The sequence below is a fragment of the Desulfosporomusa polytropa genome (genome assembly GCF_055380075.1).
Window position 1 is genome coordinate 944,623 of record NZ_AP042400.1, and the last position, 18,950, is coordinate 963,572.

An 18,950-nucleotide genomic window follows, 5' to 3' on the forward strand; every position below is an offset into this window, starting at 1 on the left:
TGATGAGTATATGGACTTAATTGTAACGACTGCCCAACAAACTTTGCCAAGTATTATCCAACAAGCAAAAGCGATAGCGGACAAATTATCAGTGCCGTTTATCTCGCGCGATAATTATTCAGTGGCAGCCCTTAAGGAAAAGTATGCGATAAGTGAACTTATTGTGGCTACAACTACTGGTCCAGTCGTACACACTGCTGCCGGGGAGTACTTTTTTCACTTAAGTATGGCTGAATTACGCATAAAAAATCTACTAAATGGAAATCATGACCATATGGTGACTGCTATGGGCTTACGGTCGGGCATGTCCGTTCTTGACTGTACGTTAGGACTCGCGACAGATGCCATTGTTGCCAGTTTTGTGATCGGTGAAAACGGCGTGATTATCGGACTTGAAAGTTCACCGGTAATTGCTTTGATAACTGGCTATGGACTACAAAACTTTACGGTCGATTCCCAACCTTATATTACAAGCGCTTTGCGACGCGTAACGGTAAAAAATGTAGACTGCAGCGAGCAACTCGAAGTACTAGCAGATAGTAGTTTTGATGTCGTTTATTTTGATCCTATGTTTCGTGCTCCTATATTAAAGAGCTCTAATGTAAATCCTATTAGGACGTTAGCGAATATGCAGCCGCTTACACCGGAAGTGATTAGCCAGGCATGCCGGGTGGCCAGACAGAAGGTTGTGGTCAAAGAAGCTGCGGGCAGTAGTGAATTTTCTCGATTGGGAATGCATACAATAGTTGGCGGTAAATATAGTAGAATTAACTATGGCATTATTGATTGCAAGCCCCAACTGGCTGGCGGAGGTCAATCATGAACAAACTAATTGTAATTATTGGACCTACTGCTGTCGGTAAGACTAAAATCAGCATTGATTTGGCTAAAAAACTGGATACACAAATCATCTCTGGTGATTCTATGCTGGTATATCGGGGTATGGATATTGGTACTGCCAAACCAGATATAGTGGAACGCGAGGGTATTGTTCATCATCTGATTGATATTCTCGATCCACAGCAAGAATTTAATGTAGTTGATTTTCAACAGTATGCTCAAAAGTGTATTACCCAAATAAATAACGACAACCGCATTCCGATCCTGGCAGGTGGTACTGGTCTTTATGTGCGGGCATTGCTTGAAGGCTATCAGTTCAACCCGGCGCCTAGTGATGAAAAATTGCGCCAGAAGCTGACCGGGATGGCAGAACAATATGGCAATCAATACGTACATACTATGTTGCAGCAGGTTCAACCAGTAACAGCTGCCAGACTGCATCCTAATGACCAGCGGCGGGTAATCAGGGCCCTTGAAGTATATTACCTCAGTGGCGAGACTATTTCACAGAATAAAGCGGCAACAAATGAATTGCTATATGATGTTGTGGTGATTGGCCTTACTATGGAACGTACCTCCTTATACGAACGGATTAATCGCCGGGTTGATCAGATGTTAGAACAGGGCTTAGTTACTGAAGTGTCAGAACTCTTGCAGCAGGGTGTACCACCCAACTGCCAAGCAATGCAGGGGATCGGCTATAAAGAAATTGTTGAGTACCTGCTTGCCGGCCAGGAATTAGTAACTACTGTCGACCGTTTAAAACAGGCTACTCGTAATTTTGCGAAGCGGCAATTAACTTTTTATCGGCGTATGCCCTATATTACATGGTATAATGTGGATGACTTTGATAATTACAACAATTTAGTGGAAACAATTTACAAGCAGGTTGCGGTAAAGTTTGGTGTAAGGTAAAATAGAAAAAGAGAAGAACAGAATACGGAGGGGTTTCATTTGACTAACAAGGTCATTAATCTGCAAGACAGCTTTTTAAATCAAGTACGAAAAGAAAATGTGCCGGTAATTATATATTTGGTTAACGGATTCCAATTACGTGGGTCTGTAAGAGGATTTGATAATTTTACTGTAATAATTGAGAATGACGGAAAACAGCAGTTGGTTTACAAACATGCTATTTCAACCATAACCCCATTTCGCCCGATAAACGCGAATCTGCATGAGAAAAAGGATGAAGTTGCTAAATCCGATAAATGAAAAATGTCTTGCAGTGCTCCAGGGTATCAACCTGGAGCACTTTTCCAGTACGCCTGCAGGGGCGCTGCTTGTTGGCGAAAATTTAATTTCAGTCTGAAAACTTTCAAAGTCTAACTTTTGCAATAAGTTTGGCGAAATACAATTTTTCTAGTTGACATTTAATTATAAGATGATATAATGAATTCTGTTGATAGGCAAACGCGCTAACCTCAATAGCGCAGCAGATGATAAATGCAGCTTTAAAACCCTATGAACTCAGTAATATGATGTTTTAAAATGCGGCCGTGGCGGAACGGCAGACGCGCTAGCCTCAGGAGCTAGTGGGGGCAACCTCGTGGTGGTTCAAATCCACTCGGCCGCACCAACTTGACGTTCGATATACGACATTCGATATTCGTATCGAAAATCGTAAGTCGAAGATCTAAAATCGAATACGCGGTAGTGGCGGAACGGCAGACGCACCAGCTTGAGGGGCTGGCGGGGGCAACCTCGTGATGGTTCAAATCCATTCTACCGCACCAAAAGGAAGCTTTTGAGATGATTTCTCAGAAGCTTTTTGTTTTATTAAAAAAATGCATCCTCAAAACATTGAAGATGCATTTTTCATTGGTCTGATCATTAGATAGCAAACAAAACTAGATGGATAGTTTTGTTTGCTATAGACTATATAAGTTTTACTCTTTGCTTTATAAGCATTTCTTTACAAATTCGATGGGGTGCATAGTTCGTTTAGCTGTTTCTTCAACAGATAATCCCTGGTTCAAAAAACGCTTAATGACATTTTCCATGCTTTCTCCTACCTCAATCATATGCATATCAGGGTCATAAAAGCGGATGACGCGTTGACCCCAGTTATACTCTTTCACATCGTGAATATATTTAATTCCAGAGTTGTTTTTAAGATGTTTTACAAAGCTATCTAAATCATCTTCTTCAAAATACAGTTCAAAATTTTTTGATCCTTGAACAATATCATTTTTGTTGAAGCCAACCAATTCTGCAAAATTTTCTTGCAAGGCAAAATTCCCTTCAAATGTGACATTAGCCTCGAAATCAAGGATGATTTTTTGATGAAGAATCTCTTTGTAAAATTTTTTCGAAACCTCAATATCATTTACAGCAATAAGTGGACAGGTAAATTTCATGATATATCTCCCCTCGTTTTAAAATACATTTAAATGATACATCAAAATTTAAATGGTTCATTGTAAAATTCGGACATGTTTTCCAAATATTTTTTAGGAGTTGTACCACATATGGATTTAAAGGTATGAATAAAATGGGCCTGATCATAAAATTCTGCTGTTTGGGCAATATCTACAGGTAAGTGATGTCCATTACTCATTTTTTGCAACACATAATTGATTCTGACGATGTTTGAATAGGTTTTAACATTTATACCCAGATAATCGTTGAAAAGCCGGTTTAAATGTTTATTGCTGTAAAATTCGATATTTGCAAGTTCTTTAACAGCTAAACAGCCTTTGTAACGTTTAATATTCTCGATTACCGAAAATAAAACTTGTGGTAAAATTCTGTTTGGCATATAGGATAATAAAATCAAGTTAAGGCTATCTATAAAATTGCTAAGGTTCTTTGCCTTTTCAAACGCAGCGGCAACAAGTGAATGTAGATGTCTGCTTATTTGACATACTGGCAGCTGTAAATTTGTCAAATCGGTTTGCTTTATGCCTGTTAAATAAAATAATCCGCCAGGCAGCAATTCAATAAATAGCCGCATAGGGCAATCGTTCACATCATTTTTCACGACAAAAATTTTAGTGGTTGCCCCCCATAGTTTGCTTGTAAAAGAAGAACCATCATAAGTGAATATCAGACAGCCACTTGCATCAGGTATCAATGTTAGAGTGTCCGGCAAAATAGTATTGTTTGCAAAAGAGATGGTATAGTGTGCTACATATCCACGAAGCGCTTGACTAGGCGCAATATAAATTTGATTTTGTGTGCGTAACATGACATGCTGTGCTGTATCTTTAAATTTTGAAATTATAGGTATTCACCTTCAATAAAGTTTTTATAATACACTGAGTATATATACTGTATAATATTTCTGCACGTACCACGTTTATTACCTTCTTTTCAATGGTTTTAGAATGAAGATGATTAGCCACAAACAGGGATTTGCTCCGTGTTCCTAACAAAAAACTAATCATTGATCTGTTGATTTATTAAAAGACGTCCCTAGTCCGGCTTTTCAGCTTTTGGAGGCTTAGGGCCTAGACTTTTTGTTACTTTTGGGTCAATGCCAAAAGTAAAACACCTCTCTTGTATTCCATTGACTCAACGTAAGGCAGTATCACCGTCCCAGCGTATTCCTCACCAGGGAGTTTCTACTCTCCGAGACAGGAAATAAAGTTGACTTAACGAATGTAAATAGTTATATAATTTGGGTTAGTTATACTTATTATGGCTTTTGCTTCTAAATAGGCCAGCTAGTATACATATCGAAACAGGTTATACTTACTAAATCGAGTGGGAGGGAAATCAATGAAAATAGTGGCTATTAATGGGAGTCCTAAAGGAAGAGATAGTAATACTAACGTCATGATTACTGCCTTTTTAAAAGGAGCCCAGGAAGCAGGAGCAGAAATAATAAATGTCTTTTTGGCAGAAAAAGATATTAAATATTGTAAAGGTTGCTTATCCTGCCGTTTTAATCATGGACAATGCGTGATTAATGATGATATGACGGAAATAGTTTCTCTTGAAAACGGAGCCGACGTTCTTCTCCTCGCTACCCCACTGTACATTTATGATATTTCTGGAACGTTAAAAGTCTATATGGATAGAAGTATAATGAAATCGTATGATTTAGGTTATGGTTATATGGAAAAGACTGTAACAGGGGAATACAGAAGTACTGCAAAACCAGAAAGGCAAATACCAAAAATAATTATGATGTCTAACTGTGGTAATACAGGAAGATCTCATTTTCAAGTAATTTCCCACTGGATTAAGAGAACTGCTTTTATGATGAATACTGAAGTAATTGGAGAAATTTACGCCACCCAAGGGATGCTCCTAACTTCTAAAAATAAAAAAGTTGAACCTATAATTTCCGGTTATTTACAATTGTTAAATAAGGCTGGAAAAGAAATTGCTACTAATAAACTCATGGCAGCGACGACCGAAAAGGCATTAGAAAAGAGTTTTGTTCCTGATGAAATTTACATTCAGGGGCTTAATCATCAGATTGACATCATGAGAACATCCCGGAGATAATAAGGGACGTTTCTGTTCCGTCAACTTTGTTGATAAAAAGGAAACGTCCCCGCTGACTCCCTTTTGTCCCGGTACGAAACCGTTCTATTGGGAAGAGACATTCTTAGACCATTTAGCTGGTATTATTTATAATTGTATTAGTCTTAATCGTACCTTATAATGGATATATAGGTAATTATTTAAAATTATTCAAGAGATAATAACTTATCTTAAATTTTGCGTAATTCACCAACACAAAGGCCGATATAAAAATTCAGATCATTTAGGGAGGAAAGAGTATGATATATAATGGTAATATAAAATATCGCCCTTCTAACTGGGCAGTTGTCAAGATACTCCTTATCATGCTGTTAATTTTGTTTTTCGCCATTTCCCCTATTTCTGCCGTGAATAGCCAGTCAGTTACCCAATCCTTAGATCTTGACGAAATCGAAAAGGAAATCAACGCTTACGTGCCTGATCCCCGCTATGAGGATGATCCTTTCATCCTAGTTACTGTAAAGGAAGCGCTGCTGGGCTCCAAAGAGCATAACGGTGGAATAGGTGCCTGTCTTGTGTGCGAAGCGACCGGCGAGATTGTAGAACAGAGCCACAACCGGCAGCATGACCCTTATTTCCGCAGCGACCTGCATGCAGAGATGGATCTTCTAAATCACTATGAAGACAAATTGAGAACTACACGGTCGACGAATTCAAGTGACCCGTCCTGGCACAACCCTCGAAGCAGCAAGAAAGGGCTTGTCATTTACACCTCCGTGGAGCCTTGTCCCATGTGTCTCACTCGGATCATCAACTCCGGCATAAAAAAGGTCTATTATGCTGCCCCTGACGATAACGGCGGCATGGCCCACAGAGTAGATGACCTACCACCTGTCTGGAGGAATATGGAGCAAGGAATGGTAATTGAACCAGCCCGTTGCTCACCGGGTCTAAAGGTACTTGCCGAGAAGCTTTTTCACCCCAGGGCGTTTAGCAACAGCGCGGCAGGACATTAAAATATCGACGGGACAAGGGACGGGCTATCTGTCCCGCATAAAGAAAGATACAGTCTATACAAGGCATTGCAATACGGCAATTAGCAAGATAGTAGTATCGGAAGTATGATATAAAAATAGACAAGGGGGGCAGCGAACCTGTCGTGCGCCACGAAGGCGATGTTTGCGAACAACAAGCATCGCTACGCTTAACTAAAGATGGAGGAAGGCCCTCCGAACCGCCATTCAGGTGGAGGACTCAAACCATCGTAGGCTGCTGTGGACAAAAGCCATGGTAGTGAGCGTTACGGAAAAGGCGAACCAAGAGTTTGTCAGGTGAGTGCCAATGGAGACGAATAAAAATGAACCGCTGTTGAAGTGTCGAAAGTTGCAGGAGTCGTCAAAACCAAGAACAGACAGGTATCCTGAGAAGAGTCTGGAGGAAACCTGATTACCGTCCAGACGGCGACCGGTATAGAGGCGGCGTGAACGTGGCACAGGCTTTAGTTAGGAACGTGGGTCGGCTGGCATCGATGGTCAAACTATCGAAATATTTGAAGAAAAGCTGAAGTTACTTTCCGCCGCCAGTCAAAGCGGTAGAGATACCGAAAAAGAGTGGCGGGACAAGAATGCTAATGTTATTCTTCTTTAATAGATATAATTCAACAAATCATGCAAAAACTCTTTCAGATTTCAGTTAATACAGAACGGCAATCTTGTGCGTGCTTTTGCCTGTGCCTGCCAAGATGGATAACGTAATTATATAAAGCCTCCAGGCTAAAAATGATGTTGCGCCTATTGACAAAAATTAGCGAACGGTATATTATTGACACAAATAACAAAATAGTCTGTATATTTTGCAGAGTACAGCTTGGCTCATTTGACTCCAAGTATTTCTTTTTGCGAAAAAAACAGAAACACTTGTTTCGAAATAGAGAACAACATTGTGTTGTGGCTCTCTATAGACGTGTTCTTAGTTTAAGGTAAATTGTCTTGCACTATAGCGGGACATAAAAATAATGTAGAGGAGCGGATAGTATGGCAAAAAAAAAGATGACCATTCCAGAGTGTAAGGCTATGAAAGGGAAAAAAGAAAAGTTCACCATGATTACCGCGTATGATGTTCTATTGGCAGCTGTGATCGAAAAAACTCCCATTGAAATGATTCTGGTTGGCGATTCGCTGGGAATGACAGTCCTGGGTTATGATAGTACCGTACCGGTAACCATGGAGGATATTATCCATCATACAAAACCGGTGGTTAAAGGTGCTCCCAACACGTTTGTGGTTGGTGATATGCCTTTCGGTTCCTATAATACCGGCATTAGAGATGCAATTGGCAACGCTAACCGTATTTTGAAAGAAGGCGGCGCCGATGCCATAAAACTTGAAGGTGGCAAAAATGTTGCACCTGTCGTGGCAGCCATGGTGAACGGCGGTATTCCGGTTATGGGGCATATTGGCTTAACACCACAAACAGCAGGACAATTGGGTGGTTTTAAGGTTCAGGGTAAAGATGCTGAAGCTGCCAAACAGTTGCTGGAGGATGCAAAAGCACTTGAACAAGCCGGGGCGTTCGCTATTGTACTGGAATGCATTCCGGCGCCGGTCGCGCAGATGCTCACCGAACAATTGATGATTCCGACTATGGGGATAGGCGCAGGTCCATATTGTGATGCGCAAGTGTTAGTAACCCAGGATTTATTGGGTATGTTTGACCGATTTGTACCCAAGATGGTCAAACAATATGCCAAACTGAATGCGCAAATGGTGGATGCACTCAATTGTTTTTATCAGGAAACGCAGGAGGGGGTATTTCCCGGACCAGAGCATTCTTTTGGGATGAAAGAAGAGGATTTAAAGCAGCTTTATTAAACTGACATAAACACAAAAATTGGAGGGATTCTAAATGGCACTGTTAGAGCGAATTGCCATGGCAATAACTAAATTGTTTCCCGTTTGGCTAATCCTTTTCTCCGGACTGGCATTTTTATATCCTGACTCTTTGAAGATGCAGGGACCGTTAGTAACCTATTTATTGGGAGTCATTATGCTTGGAATGGGACTGTCAATGTCAGTCAAAGACTTTAAGCTGGTGTTGTCCAGACCAAGAGATGTTATTACCGGAATTGTCTTGCGGTATCTCATTATGCCTGTTGTTGGTTTTTTTGTTGCCAAGCTGCTAGGCTTGCCGCCGGCATTGGCGGCCGGATTAATTTTAGTTGGCTGCTGTCCCAGCGGTACGGCTTCCAATGTAATGAGTTTTCTGGCAAAAGCCGATACAGCCTTATCGGTAACGGTCTCCAGCTTTAACATCATTTTGGCGCCTTTTTTGCTGCCTGCCACCTTTATGCTGCTTGCCGGTGCGGAAGTTCATGTCAACGCACAGGCAATGTTTATGGATGTCGTAAAAATCGTGTTGGGGCCGGTTATTACCGGCATGGTATTACGCGGCCTATTTAGTCGCTTTGTTGACCGGATTATGAAAATTGTTCCGGTTATTTCGGTAATTGCTATCATTTGGGCGATTGCGATAGTTGTAGCCATGAGTGCCGCCAAGTTAGCCACAGTAGCACTGATCGCCTTTGTTGCCGTTGCTATGCATAACGGCCTGGGTTTACTTCTTGGGTATGGGTCGTCAAAGGTTCTGGGGTTGGGGGAAAAGCAATCCCGAGCCATTACCTTTGAAATCGGTATTGAGATGTCCGGGCTGGCTGTTGTCTTGGCGATTGCTCATTTGGAGCCGCTTGCCGCCGTACCGGGTGCCATTTTTAGCGTATGGCATAATCTTACGGGATCGATTTTGGCCGGATATTGGGCGAATAAACCGGTTAAGGATACAATAGACGAATCACTCACTAGCATAAACTGAGTATAAGTAGGAGGCGGTTGCGGGCAAAACAAAAATGTCGTGGATGAACCTTTTTCCACGGCATTTGTTTCGTATAGTAGGCAGATTCAATCCGATAACCCAATTGTTTTAAGCTGAGGAGGTTGTTCTATGAAGATTGTTGTTGTCGGTGCCGGCGCTATTGGCGGCTTATTTGGTTCTTTCCTGTACAAAAGTGGTGAGGATGTAACCTTTGTCGATATTAATAAAGAGCATGTGGGTGTGATGCGGTCAGCAGGCTTGACCGTGGTAAGGCCAAGTGGTACCGAAGTATTTAAAGTGCAAGTGACTACCCAGATGGAAGAGGCCGGACGACCGGACTTAATTATTTTTGCCGTCAAGGCGTATGACAATCAACAAGCGGCCGAAGATTGTCTTAAGATTATCGAACCGGCCACAACTGTGCTTACGGTTCAAAATGGTGTGGGAAATGTGGATACATTGTCAGCCGTGCTGGGGCGCGACCGGATTATTACCGGGACTACCGCCTTTGGCTGTACTGTGCTGGGACCGGGAAAAATTCAGCCCAGTGAAAGGGGGTCCATTTCCATCGGAGAATTGGACGGACAGATAACCGCACGCTTGCAAAAGGTTGTTGATATCTTTGTTAAGGCTGGCGTTGAAATGCAGATCAGTCAGAATGTTGACAGCCTGATCTGGACCAAGCTGCTGGTCAATGTGGGGATTAACGCGCTTGGGGCAATTACGCTGCTAACTAACGGGCAGTTGCTGGAGCATGAGGAGACAGCCGCGTTGCAAGCGGCCGTGGTACAGGAAGGCGCAGCTGTAGCCAAAGCCCAGGGAATTTCCTTTATGGTTGACGATATTTTGGAGCATGTCCGGAGCGTAGCCAGAGGAACGTACAATAATAAGGCTTCCATGCGGCAGGACATTGAACGTGGTTCCCGAACCGAGGTACTGTCCATTAACGGCGCCATAGTGGCGGCAGGGAAGGCGTTAGGTATTCCCACCCCGGTAAATGAAACGCTTACCAAGCTGGTCAAGGCCATTGAGAAGCGGGGGAAACTATAAGGGCTGCGGGAGCGTTCGAAGCCTAATGTACGTAGTTGCCAAATGGTTATTTTCGGAATATGGATTTCATTCTGCGATTACAGGGAACAGACAAGGGTTCTTTGTCCGGAAAAGGTAAGAAAGAAGGGTGGATTGTGAGCTTTCCCCAAGTAGCATTAGTTAAGCAGCATTCCGATGTTCCCGCAATAAAAAACGTGGCTGATGTGGTTAGACAGGAAGTTGCCCGACTAAATTTGCAGGTAAAATGTGGTGCCCGCATAGCGATTGCCGTAGGCAGCCGGGGAATTGACAACCATGTTTTAGTTGTAAGGACGTTGGCTGAAGAGCTAAAAGCATTGGGAGCCGAACCCTTTATTGTACCGGCGATGGGGAGTCACGGCGGCGCCTCGGCAGCAGGTCAGGTTATGGTGCTTGAGACGCTGGGCATAACCGAAAAAAGCATAGGTGTGCCTATCCGCTCATCTATGGAAGTCATTTTGCTGGGGACTACCGCAACCGGTATTCCGGTTTTCATTGATAAAATGGCGGCCCAGTCCGACGGTATTGTTTTAGTTCATAGGATAAAGGCGCATACTGATTTCGACGGTCCCATTGAAAGTGGGCTGATGAAGCTTATCACCATTGGCTTGGGAAAACATAAAGGCGCACAAATAGCGCACCGGTTTGCGGTACAACGTGGCTTTAATCAGGTTATACCGGTAGTAGCGCGGTATGTGTTAAAGAAAGTCCCGGTTTTGTTTGGGATGGGGTTGGTAGAAAATTTTTATCATGAAACGACGGTTATCAGGGCTGCTAAACCAGAATGCTTGGAAGCAATAGAAATAGAATTATTGCAAGAATCAAAAGAAATGATGGCCCGACTTCCGTTTGACAGCTTGGACTTGGTTGTGGTGCAGGAGATTGGTAAAAAAATTTCTGGCACAGGTATGGATACCAATGTCGTTGGCAGGATCTATAATGTGGCTGAACCGGAAGCTGAGTTTCCCCAATACACCCGGATCGTAGTGCTGGATTTGGCCGATGACACTTATGGAAATGCGGTGGGAATCGGTATGGCCGACTTAACCACACGGCGAGTGGTGGATAAAATTGATTTCAAGGCCACGGCTATTAATTGTTTAACAGGAGCCTGCCCCGAGAAAGGCCGCATACCGATTACTATGGAGTCAGCCAGGGAAGCAATCGCCGCCGCGCTTATGATTTGTGGACCTGTAGAGGCAAAAGACGCCAGAATGGTTTGGTTAAAAAATACACTGGAGTTGGATCAATTCTATATTTCACGGGCGTTAATTCCTGAAATTGCTGCTAATCCCAATTTAGAAATGCTATCAGATTTTTGGGAGTTACCCTTTGACACTGCTGGTAATCTAGCTTGGATTACTCGCTGACGGACACAATATGTAAATTTACGGACTCAGGATGGATATAATCAGACTATAACGCAAGCTGCGGGCATAAGGAGGGGCATAATTTGAATCCGGTTATTGCAAATTACGTTAAGGCTATTCCTGTTATTTCCCAACTGTTTTTGAATGATGTGGGTGTTGTTGTTTCCGACTGTGAGCAAATATTAGCGTATAAACCTGGTAAAACGCTTGATTTAAAAGTTCCGGTTGGTTCACCCGTCCGTGTCGGTATGGCGGCTTATACTGCCATCCATGAAAAGCATCGTGTGGTGGAACGGAAAGATGCATCCCTCTGGGGCGTTCCTTTTGTCGTATGTTCTGTGCCGATCCAGGATGAAACAGGTGAAGTGATTGGAATGATATCTGTCCAGGAAAATGTGGCACACTATGATCTGTTAGCCGGGATGGCCAGCAAATTATCTGAAAGTGTGAGCCTGTTGGCTGCAACTACAGAACAAATCACCGCTCAGTCTGAGGAAGCGGCGGCAACTTGTGAGAATATGGCTACCGTTGTTCGTGCTACGAAAAAGCAAGTGGATGAAACCGATCAGATTGTAGGCTTCATTAAAAGTATTGCCGGGCAGACAAATCTTTTGGGGCTGAATGCTGCTATTGAAGCGGCCCGGGTTGGTGACCAGGGCAGGGGCTTTGGCGTTGTTGCCCAGGAAATTAGAAAACTGGCAACGGATAGTGCCGAGTCTGTAAATAAAATCGCCGGAGTTATTGATGATATACAAAAGAGCAGTGAAGGTCTTAACGGCGAAATTACGCAAGTCCAAAAAGTGGTTTCCGAAATTGCCAACGCAATTTCCCATGTTGCCGGAACCATTCAGGAAGTCGGAGAATTGGCGGACAAAATTGATAAAATGATGCTACAAGAGACTGTGTCATAATAATGAGCAATACAAGTAGTTTAAGGCGCGGGTTTATTAATGGTTTCCTGGCCAAGGGACTTGCTCTATAATATATCCGGCTACTAGCACTTTTAAAGGAGAGATCCATATGACTGGTTCTGCCATCGCCGTACATTCGGTAGAAAAGGCGCTGATTATTTTGGAAACATTAAGCCGGGTAGAGGAAATGGGCATCAGCGAGTTAAGCCGGGAACTGGGCTTGGGTAAAGCGACGATATACCGCATCATTACTACTTTGCGAATTCATGGTTATGTCGAACAGACGGCCTCGGAAAAATATAAACTTAATTTCAAGTTATTTGAGATCGGCAACAGGGTTGTAAATCAGATTGGAATTCGCAAGACGGCCCGCCCGTTTTTGGAACATCTGGCGCTGGCTACCCGAGAAACAGTAAATTTGGCAGTGCTGGATTATTATTCGGTGATCTATATTGATCGGATTGAAAGTCGGGAACCGTTACGGATCGGTCTTGATGTTGGAACTCGGTTTCCTGCTTTCTGTACAGCGCTGGGACTTGCCATACTTGCCTATCTAAATCCTGTTGAAGTGGATAACCTGCTTGCACAGACTGTCCAGGCCGGTTTGTTTATCAAGCACACGGAAAATACAGTTATTGATTTGCGCACTGTCAAGGAGCAACTGGTAACAATCAGGCAACAGGGTTATTCCTTGGATAATGAGTATTACTTGTCGGGAATACGCGGTGTAGCCGCACCGCTATTCAATCATTCCGGGAAAATTAAAGCTGCGATTAGTGTTGCCGGTCCTGCTGTTCGGATGACGGATGAAGTTGTGGCCGCATTCATACCGCAAGTTAAAGCTGTTGCCAAGGATATTTCTTTACGGTTTGGCTATTCGGGTTAACGCTGTGATAACCTTACCAACAGTAGGATAATAGATTGGGGCGCGTCACGGTATTCGGGTACTATCTAGATAAGATCGTAATGAAGAGCCGTGGAGAAACTGTTGTTTCTCCACGGCCTTTGTGTTTTTGAGACAGTTTTTCCTTTCACCGGAATGATCCAGCACGGTAGTGCACTTTGTTAAAAGCAGCTGCAACCGGGATAGAAAACCGTGTTTTGTGCAGGGATTTTTGTATGTAAGGCGAAAGTCCCTCAATGCGTGTGTTTTACTATAGTATAAAGGAGCAACCATCATGCGGATTTTACATACAGCCGCCTGGCATTTCGGCAAGACCATTGAGGGGCGCGACAGGCTGCCGGAACAGCAGGCTTTTGTCGAAAAATTAGGCAGCCTGTGTAGGATGAACAAATTGATCTGATCGTAGTGGCCGGCGACGTTTTCCAAAGCTCCAATCCCAGCGCTGCTGCCGAGGAGTTATGTTGTGGATACACTGGCTGATCATAGCAGGCGCGGCCTGGTAATTGTGGCCGGAAATCATGACAAAATTTCCTCGTTGGAAGATAAAGCTGTGCGGCAGGGGTACAATGACAAGTTCCGCCGCTAATCGCCTCTGATTCTCTAGACCTTTCCGGCGGCGCGTCGAATTGGTCTAATCCATAGTCCGATCACTGTACAAGCCAGGCAATAAGTACAGGCGCCAACATCGAAGTAAACACCCCAGCCAACGCCATGGCCACTCCGGCCATAGACCCCTGCTGTTCGCCTTCAAGGAGAGCCATTGCGGTCCCTTGGCCGTGCGATACTGTCCCCATGGCCAGCCCGCGGGCTACAGGATCATAGATTTTAAACCAGGAAAGCAGGGTTAACCCGATTACCGAGCCAAACGTTCCGGTAGCCACAACGAAAGCTACCGCCAACGCAGAATTGCCGCCTGCCAGTTGCGCCACTTCGACGGCAAACGGAATGGTTGAAGATTTCGGGATAATTGATACAATGATTTCTCTTGATAAGCCACCGGCCCTGGTAATAAACAGTACAGTTGCCATGGATACCAGCGTGCCGATACCAACCCCCATAAAAATTGCCGAACCGTATTGTTTCAATAAATGCCGGTTCCGGTATAGCGGCACGGCCAGAGCAACCGTAGCCGGTCCGAGTAAAAACGTCATCACGTCTTTTGCCGGAACATAGGCTTGATAAGGCATTTTGCAGATAACCAGAACAGCGATAATAACCGCTGCACTCAGCAGGACGATATTAATGAGTGGATTATTGTATCTGAAATACAGGTACCGGCTCAACAGATAAACGGCAACCGTCATGATCACAAAAGCAAGTGTTAGAGCCGTGTCCATCATTGCCCCTCCTTGTGCAGCACCCGTGTAATTATACCTACCGTAAAGAACGGTAAAACAGCTCCGGCCAGCAAAGCAGCCGCCAATACCACACCATGTTCATAAAACACGGCGCCCCAATTCATTAGACCGACAGCAACCGGGATAAAGAAAAACAACATATGCTTAAGTAAAAAATCGGCAGCCTCCTGAATATAGCTAAGTTTAAGAATGCCACACAACAAAAGCCCAAACAGCAGGATCATGCCAAATACCGTACCTGGGACAGGCAAACCGGTTACGGCGGTAATTTGGTTGCCCAGCCAGTAGATAATCCATAGAAGCAAAACTTGTCTGCTCATCTTGAGTAGCTTTTTAAATACCATCATTTGTGCGCTCCCTATCTGATTTACATTACTCAGCGTATACGAAAATAGGCTACTCTGTCAATTCAAATAAGTACTTTTTGGTATCAAGGAGTGCCATGTAAGAGGCAAAGTCATATCGGGGTCATTGTATTCTTAATTTTTCATTTTTCCATTGAATTTTTATAGCTTGTCTTTCAATGGTTTTAGAATGAAATTGATTATCCGAATGTGGCGGAAGGCAAAAGTAAAATTAAGGACAGCTACTCTTGACAAGCCTTGGCGAATTCTGTTATTATTATTGCTAATAAGAATATGGCCTTTAAGCTGGTCCTGTGAGGCTGGCAAGGGGACGGTAAGGATTATTTACGCCTTCTTGTGCGCTTTTCACGGCAAGAAGGCTTTTATTATACCTGACAATAGCAAATACTATCCTTTAAATTGACACAGAGAGGTCGGCAAGGATGTTGGTAGCTGATTATGCTTATGGCATGGCTATGATAAAACTCCTTGCATTATTTTGGCAGGGAGTTTTATTTTTAAAAAAATTCTAAGGGGGAGTGTATCATGAGTAAAGCTCAAGTATCGCTCAGAAACAAAGATATCCTGGGTCTTGAAACGATGTCTGCCGCAGAAATGAATTTGATCTTGGATACGGCGAAAGAAATGAAAAATATTATTGACAGGGATATCAAGAAAGCACCAACCCTGCGCGGCAAAGCCATTGTGAATCTGTTTTTTGAGAACAGCACCCGGACACGTACCTCATTTGAGCTGGCTGGTAAATATCTTGGGGCTGATGTGATTAACATTTCCACAAGCACCAGTAGTGTGGCCAAAGGGGAGAGCCTGCGCGACACCCTCCTTACGGTAGAAGCCATGGGCGTAGACATTATCGTTATGCGTCATGAAGCCGAAGGCTCATCGCACTATGCTGCCAATGCCGTAAAACCGGTTATCATCAATGCTGGTGATGGGGCACATGAACACCCGACACAGGGGCTGCTTGATATGTTTACCATTAAACAGTATAAAGAGAACATTGCGGGACTTAAAGTGGCGATTGTCGGCGATATCCTGCACAGCCGGGTAGCACGCTCCAATATCTGGGGTCTGCAAAAAATGGGAGCCGAGGTGCATCTTGCCGGGCCGCAGACACTATTGCCACGCGATATAGAAAAAATCGGTGTAAAGGTACACAACCGGATTGAAGAGGCGCTTGACCAAGCCGATGTTGTTAATGTGTTGCGGATTCAGCGCGAGCGGCAGAAAAAAGGCTTGTTCCCCTCGGCCAGAGAGTATGCTCGTCTCTTTGGTGTTAATGCTGCCAGGTTAGCGTTAGCCAAGCCAGATGCGCTTTTGATGCATCCTGGTCCGATGAACCGCGGTCTGGAAATTGCTCCAGACATTGCCTATAGTGAACAATCGGCAATCCAAGAACAGGTGAAAAATGGTTTGGCAGTCAGAATGGCGTTGCTATTTTTAGTGTTGATGGGAGGGACTCACATTGAAGCTGCTAATTAAAGGTGGACGAATCATAAATCCGGCAGAAGGTATGGATACTGTCGGCGATATTTTAATAGAGAACGGCAAAATTGCCGCCATTGGTCAGAACATAGATGATGGCGAAGCCCAAGTGATCGACGCGGCTGGGTTAGTTGTTGCACCAGGTCTTATTGATATGCATGCCCATTTACGCGAACCCGGGCTTGAGGCTAAAGAGGATATTGCTTCAGGTACACGGGCGGCAGCAGCCGGTGGATTTACCACTATTGCCTGTATGCCGAACACCAAGCCTGTTGTGGATAGCTCGATTATCGTGTCAGGCATCATCCATCGCGGGCAAACAGAAGGTGTTGTCAATGTCAAGGTGATTGGTGCGCTCAGTAAAGGCTTAGAAGGCAAAGAACTAGCTGAAATCGGTGATATGATCCAGGCCGGAGCGGTCGCGATTTCAGATGACGGTGGTCATCTGGACAGCACCAGCTTACTGAAAACCGGCCTTGAATATACAGGAATGTTTAACCGTCCGGTTATTACGCACTCCGAAGATGAGGGCCTGGCTGGCGAAGGGTTTATGCATGAAGGCGCGGTATCAGCTATGCTGGGAGTCAAGGGCCGTCCGTCAGTTGCCGAGGATATTGCGGTTGCCAGAGATATTATGCTGGCCGAATATACTGGCTCTCCTCTGCACATTGCCCATGTCAGCAGCAAAGGCGCGGTTAAGCTTATTCGTGAGGCTAAGGAGCGCGGCGTGAGAGTAACCGCAGAAGCTACGCCCCATCATTTGACACTGACAGACGAAGAAGTAAGAACCTTTAACACTGCTTTTAAAGTAAATCCGCCGCTCCGCTCGGCAGACCATGTGGAAGCTCTGATTGCCGGCCTGCAAGATGGGACAATCGATACCATCGCAACAGACCATGCGCCCCATGCATTTGAAGAAAAAGACGTGGAATTTCGTTATGCACCCAGTGGTTTTGCCGGCCTGGAAACAGCACTTGGCGTGATCCTGACAGGGCTTTATCATACAGGTAAACTTACGCTGACTCAAGTAATTGAAAAAATGTCCTATGCACCAGCAAAACTCCTGGGATTAGCAAGTGGGGTCTTAAAAGCGGGCGCACCAGCCGATATTACGATTATTGATACTGAATATAAATGGACTGTAGACTGCATAAAATTTTATACTCGCGGTAAACATTCTCCTTTTGAAGGCAGGAATTTAAGGGGTAAATCGCTAATTACTATAGTGAACGGCAGTATAATTATGCAAAATGGCGAGGTGCTTAAATGAATGGCAAACTGATATTGGAAGACGGCAGTGTTTTCCAAGGGATGCTTGCTTCCGGTACTAAAACAGTCGGGGAAGTAGTATTCAACACCGGTATGACCGGTTACCAGGAAGTATTAACAGATCCGTCCTACTGTGGACAAATTGTAACAATGACATATCCGCTCATCGGGAACTACGGTGTAGCTGAACTTTTTGAACAAGCCCGACAATCCTTCGTGCGCGGCTTTGTAATCAGTGAATTATGTGGCCGACCCAGCAGCTGGCAAGCGGAAGACTCCTTGGCTTCTTATCTTAAAGTAAGGGATATTCCCTGTATATATGGGGTTGATACCAGGGCAATTACCAGGCGGATACGTGCGCACGGCACTATGAAAGGCGTTATCGTACCAGCAAGCGCCACCGAAATTGAGATTGCCGAGTTGTTGGCTACACCACCCTGCATTGAGGTAGTGAAAGAGGTTACAACGCCGGAAGTATATAGAATACCAGGCCGGGGAGCGCATGTTGCGGTTATGGATTTTGGGATTAAACGCAACATTTTAAACTCTATGGCCAAAGCCGGCTGCAATATAACCGTATTACCTGCCAATACACCGGCAGAGGCAGTATTAGCCCTCAATCCTGACGGTATCTTCTTGTCCAATGGACCTGGCGATCCGAAAGATGCGCCGGTGGAGACGGTGCGCCAACTGATCGGTAAAAAACCGATATTTGGTATTTGCCTGGGCCATCAGCTCTTAGCGCTGGCATTAGGCGGCGATACCTATAAAATGAAGTTTGGTCATCGCGGTTCAAACCACCCGGTGAAGGATTTGACCACAGGCCGTATATATATCACTTCCCAAAATCATGGGTATGCGATCGAAGAACAATCACTGGCCGGGCTTGATGTGACAATAACTCACCGCGCAGTCAATGATAATACAATCGAAGGTTTAAGGCATAACAGCCTGCCGGTATTTTCGGTCCAATATCACCCCGAAGCAGCCCCCGGTCCAGATGACAGTACCTATATGTTCGAAGAATTCATGAATTTACTCGACAAAACGCAGAGTATGGTGAGGGGGAACTAACG

The 18,950-nt window shown here is 44.3% G+C and carries 20 protein-coding genes and 2 tRNA genes; 18 read left to right on the forward strand and 4 right to left on the reverse strand.

Translation table 11 applies throughout. From position 1 onward, the window contains the following. Nucleotides 1-10: 10 nt before the first annotated feature. The 5 genes from ACZ449_RS06230 to ACZ449_RS06250 all read left to right on the forward strand — a co-directional run bounded on the left by ACZ449_RS06230 (nt 11) and on the right by ACZ449_RS06250 (nt 2,576). A complete protein-coding gene (locus tag ACZ449_RS06230; protein WP_464260185.1) occupies nt 11-823 on the forward strand; it encodes a class I SAM-dependent methyltransferase in 813 nt (270 codons plus the stop codon). Further along, nucleotides 820-1,755 (forward strand): tRNA (adenosine(37)-N6)-dimethylallyltransferase MiaA, encoded by a 936-nt coding sequence (miaA, locus tag ACZ449_RS06235; RefSeq protein WP_464260186.1) that lies wholly within the window; start codon nt 820-822, stop codon nt 1,753-1,755. The genes ACZ449_RS06230 and miaA overlap by 4 nt, the downstream gene beginning before the upstream one ends. 39 nt (nt 1,756-1,794) lie before the next feature. Then, complete coding sequence (gene hfq / locus ACZ449_RS06240) at nt 1,795-2,055, forward strand: RNA chaperone Hfq (RefSeq protein ID WP_464260187.1); 261 nt, start codon at nt 1,795-1,797, stop codon at nt 2,053-2,055. Nucleotides 2,056-2,333: 278 nt separating this feature from the next. Next, nucleotides 2,334-2,419, forward strand: a tRNA-Leu gene (locus tag ACZ449_RS06245). A gap of 71 nt (nt 2,420-2,490) precedes the next feature. Then, a tRNA-Leu gene (locus ACZ449_RS06250) sits at nt 2,491-2,576 on the forward strand. Between the two features lie 165 nt (nt 2,577-2,741). On the opposite strand, the gene ACZ449_RS06255 is transcribed toward ACZ449_RS06250, so the two are convergent. After that, complete coding sequence (locus ACZ449_RS06255; RefSeq protein WP_464260188.1) at nt 2,742-3,200, reverse strand: VOC family protein; 459 nt, start codon at nt 3,198-3,200, stop codon at nt 2,742-2,744. Between the two features lie 41 nt (nt 3,201-3,241). Continuing rightward, a complete protein-coding gene (locus tag ACZ449_RS06260) occupies nt 3,242-4,030 on the reverse strand; it encodes a helix-turn-helix domain-containing protein (RefSeq protein ID WP_464260189.1) in 789 nt (262 codons plus the stop codon). Between the two features lie 533 nt (nt 4,031-4,563). Between ACZ449_RS06260 and ACZ449_RS06265 the strand changes: the two genes are divergently transcribed. The 10 genes from ACZ449_RS06265 to ACZ449_RS06310 all read left to right on the forward strand — a co-directional run bounded on the left by ACZ449_RS06265 (nt 4,564) and on the right by ACZ449_RS06310 (nt 13,983). Further along, entirely contained in the window at nt 4,564-5,298 is a 735-nt protein-coding gene (locus tag ACZ449_RS06265) for a flavodoxin family protein (RefSeq protein WP_464260190.1), read from the forward strand. A 278-nt stretch (nt 5,299-5,576) separates the two neighbouring features. After that, the gene (locus tag ACZ449_RS06270) at nt 5,577-6,293 is read left to right on the forward strand and encodes a nucleoside deaminase (RefSeq protein ID WP_464260191.1); all 717 of its coding nucleotides are present in this window, start codon (nt 5,577-5,579) and stop codon (nt 6,291-6,293) included. 1,017 nt (nt 6,294-7,310) lie between these two features. Beyond that, nucleotides 7,311-8,147, forward strand: a complete 837-nt coding sequence (gene panB, locus ACZ449_RS06275) for a 3-methyl-2-oxobutanoate hydroxymethyltransferase (RefSeq protein WP_464260192.1) — start codon at nt 7,311-7,313, stop codon at nt 8,145-8,147. A 34-nt stretch (nt 8,148-8,181) separates the two neighbouring features. Next, nucleotides 8,182-9,144, forward strand: a complete 963-nt coding sequence (locus tag ACZ449_RS06280; RefSeq protein WP_464260193.1) for a bile acid:sodium symporter family protein — start codon at nt 8,182-8,184, stop codon at nt 9,142-9,144. A 129-nt stretch (nt 9,145-9,273) separates the two neighbouring features. After that, nucleotides 9,274-10,194 carry a ketopantoate reductase family protein gene (locus ACZ449_RS06285; RefSeq protein WP_464260194.1) on the forward strand — a complete coding sequence of 307 codons (921 nt, stop codon included), beginning with the start codon at nt 9,274-9,276 and terminating at the stop codon, nt 10,192-10,194. A gap of 134 nt (nt 10,195-10,328) precedes the next feature. Beyond that, a complete protein-coding gene (locus ACZ449_RS06290) occupies nt 10,329-11,582 on the forward strand; it encodes a nickel pincer cofactor-dependent isomerase, group 22 (protein ID WP_464260195.1) in 1,254 nt (417 codons plus the stop codon). 83 nt (nt 11,583-11,665) lie between these two features. After that, entirely contained in the window at nt 11,666-12,493 is an 828-nt protein-coding gene (locus tag ACZ449_RS06295) for a methyl-accepting chemotaxis protein (protein WP_464260196.1), read from the forward strand. A gap of 109 nt (nt 12,494-12,602) precedes the next feature. Further along, on the forward strand, nt 12,603-13,379 hold the full coding sequence (locus ACZ449_RS06300; protein WP_464260197.1) for an IclR family transcriptional regulator: 777 nt from the start codon (nt 12,603-12,605) through the stop codon (nt 13,377-13,379). 292 nt (nt 13,380-13,671) lie between these two features. Continuing rightward, the gene (locus ACZ449_RS06305; protein ID WP_464260198.1) at nt 13,672-13,797 is read left to right on the forward strand and encodes a hypothetical protein; all 126 of its coding nucleotides are present in this window, start codon (nt 13,672-13,674) and stop codon (nt 13,795-13,797) included. Nucleotides 13,798-13,860: 63 nt separating this feature from the next. Then, nucleotides 13,861-13,983 carry a hypothetical protein gene (locus ACZ449_RS06310; RefSeq protein WP_464260199.1) on the forward strand — a complete coding sequence of 41 codons (123 nt, stop codon included), beginning with the start codon at nt 13,861-13,863 and terminating at the stop codon, nt 13,981-13,983. A 61-nt stretch (nt 13,984-14,044) separates the two neighbouring features. Here the strand turns inward: ACZ449_RS06310 and ACZ449_RS06315 are convergent, their stop codons facing one another. After that, nucleotides 14,045-14,737, reverse strand: coding sequence for an LrgB family protein (locus tag ACZ449_RS06315; protein ID WP_255451377.1), 693 nt, complete (start codon nt 14,735-14,737; stop codon nt 14,045-14,047). Next, nucleotides 14,734-15,102, reverse strand: a complete 369-nt coding sequence (locus tag ACZ449_RS06320; protein ID WP_464260200.1) for a CidA/LrgA family protein — start codon at nt 15,100-15,102, stop codon at nt 14,734-14,736. The genes ACZ449_RS06315 and ACZ449_RS06320 overlap by 4 nt, the downstream gene beginning before the upstream one ends. A gap of 543 nt (nt 15,103-15,645) precedes the next feature. On the opposite strand from ACZ449_RS06320, the gene ACZ449_RS06325 reads away from it, so the two are divergent. Genes ACZ449_RS06325 through carA form a run of 3 tightly spaced genes read left to right on the forward strand, consistent with a single transcriptional unit; the run spans nt 15,646 to nt 18,948 of the window. Beyond that, complete coding sequence (locus ACZ449_RS06325; RefSeq protein ID WP_464260201.1) at nt 15,646-16,602, forward strand: aspartate carbamoyltransferase catalytic subunit; 957 nt, start codon at nt 15,646-15,648, stop codon at nt 16,600-16,602. Beyond that, nucleotides 16,586-17,875, forward strand: coding sequence for a dihydroorotase (locus ACZ449_RS06330; protein WP_464260202.1), 1,290 nt, complete (start codon nt 16,586-16,588; stop codon nt 17,873-17,875). Before ACZ449_RS06325 ends, ACZ449_RS06330 begins: the two co-directional genes overlap by 17 nt. Then, nucleotides 17,872-18,948, forward strand: coding sequence for a glutamine-hydrolyzing carbamoyl-phosphate synthase small subunit (carA, locus tag ACZ449_RS06335; RefSeq protein ID WP_464260203.1), 1,077 nt, complete (start codon nt 17,872-17,874; stop codon nt 18,946-18,948). The genes ACZ449_RS06330 and carA overlap by 4 nt, the downstream gene beginning before the upstream one ends. Nucleotides 18,949-18,950 lie beyond the last annotated feature (2 nt).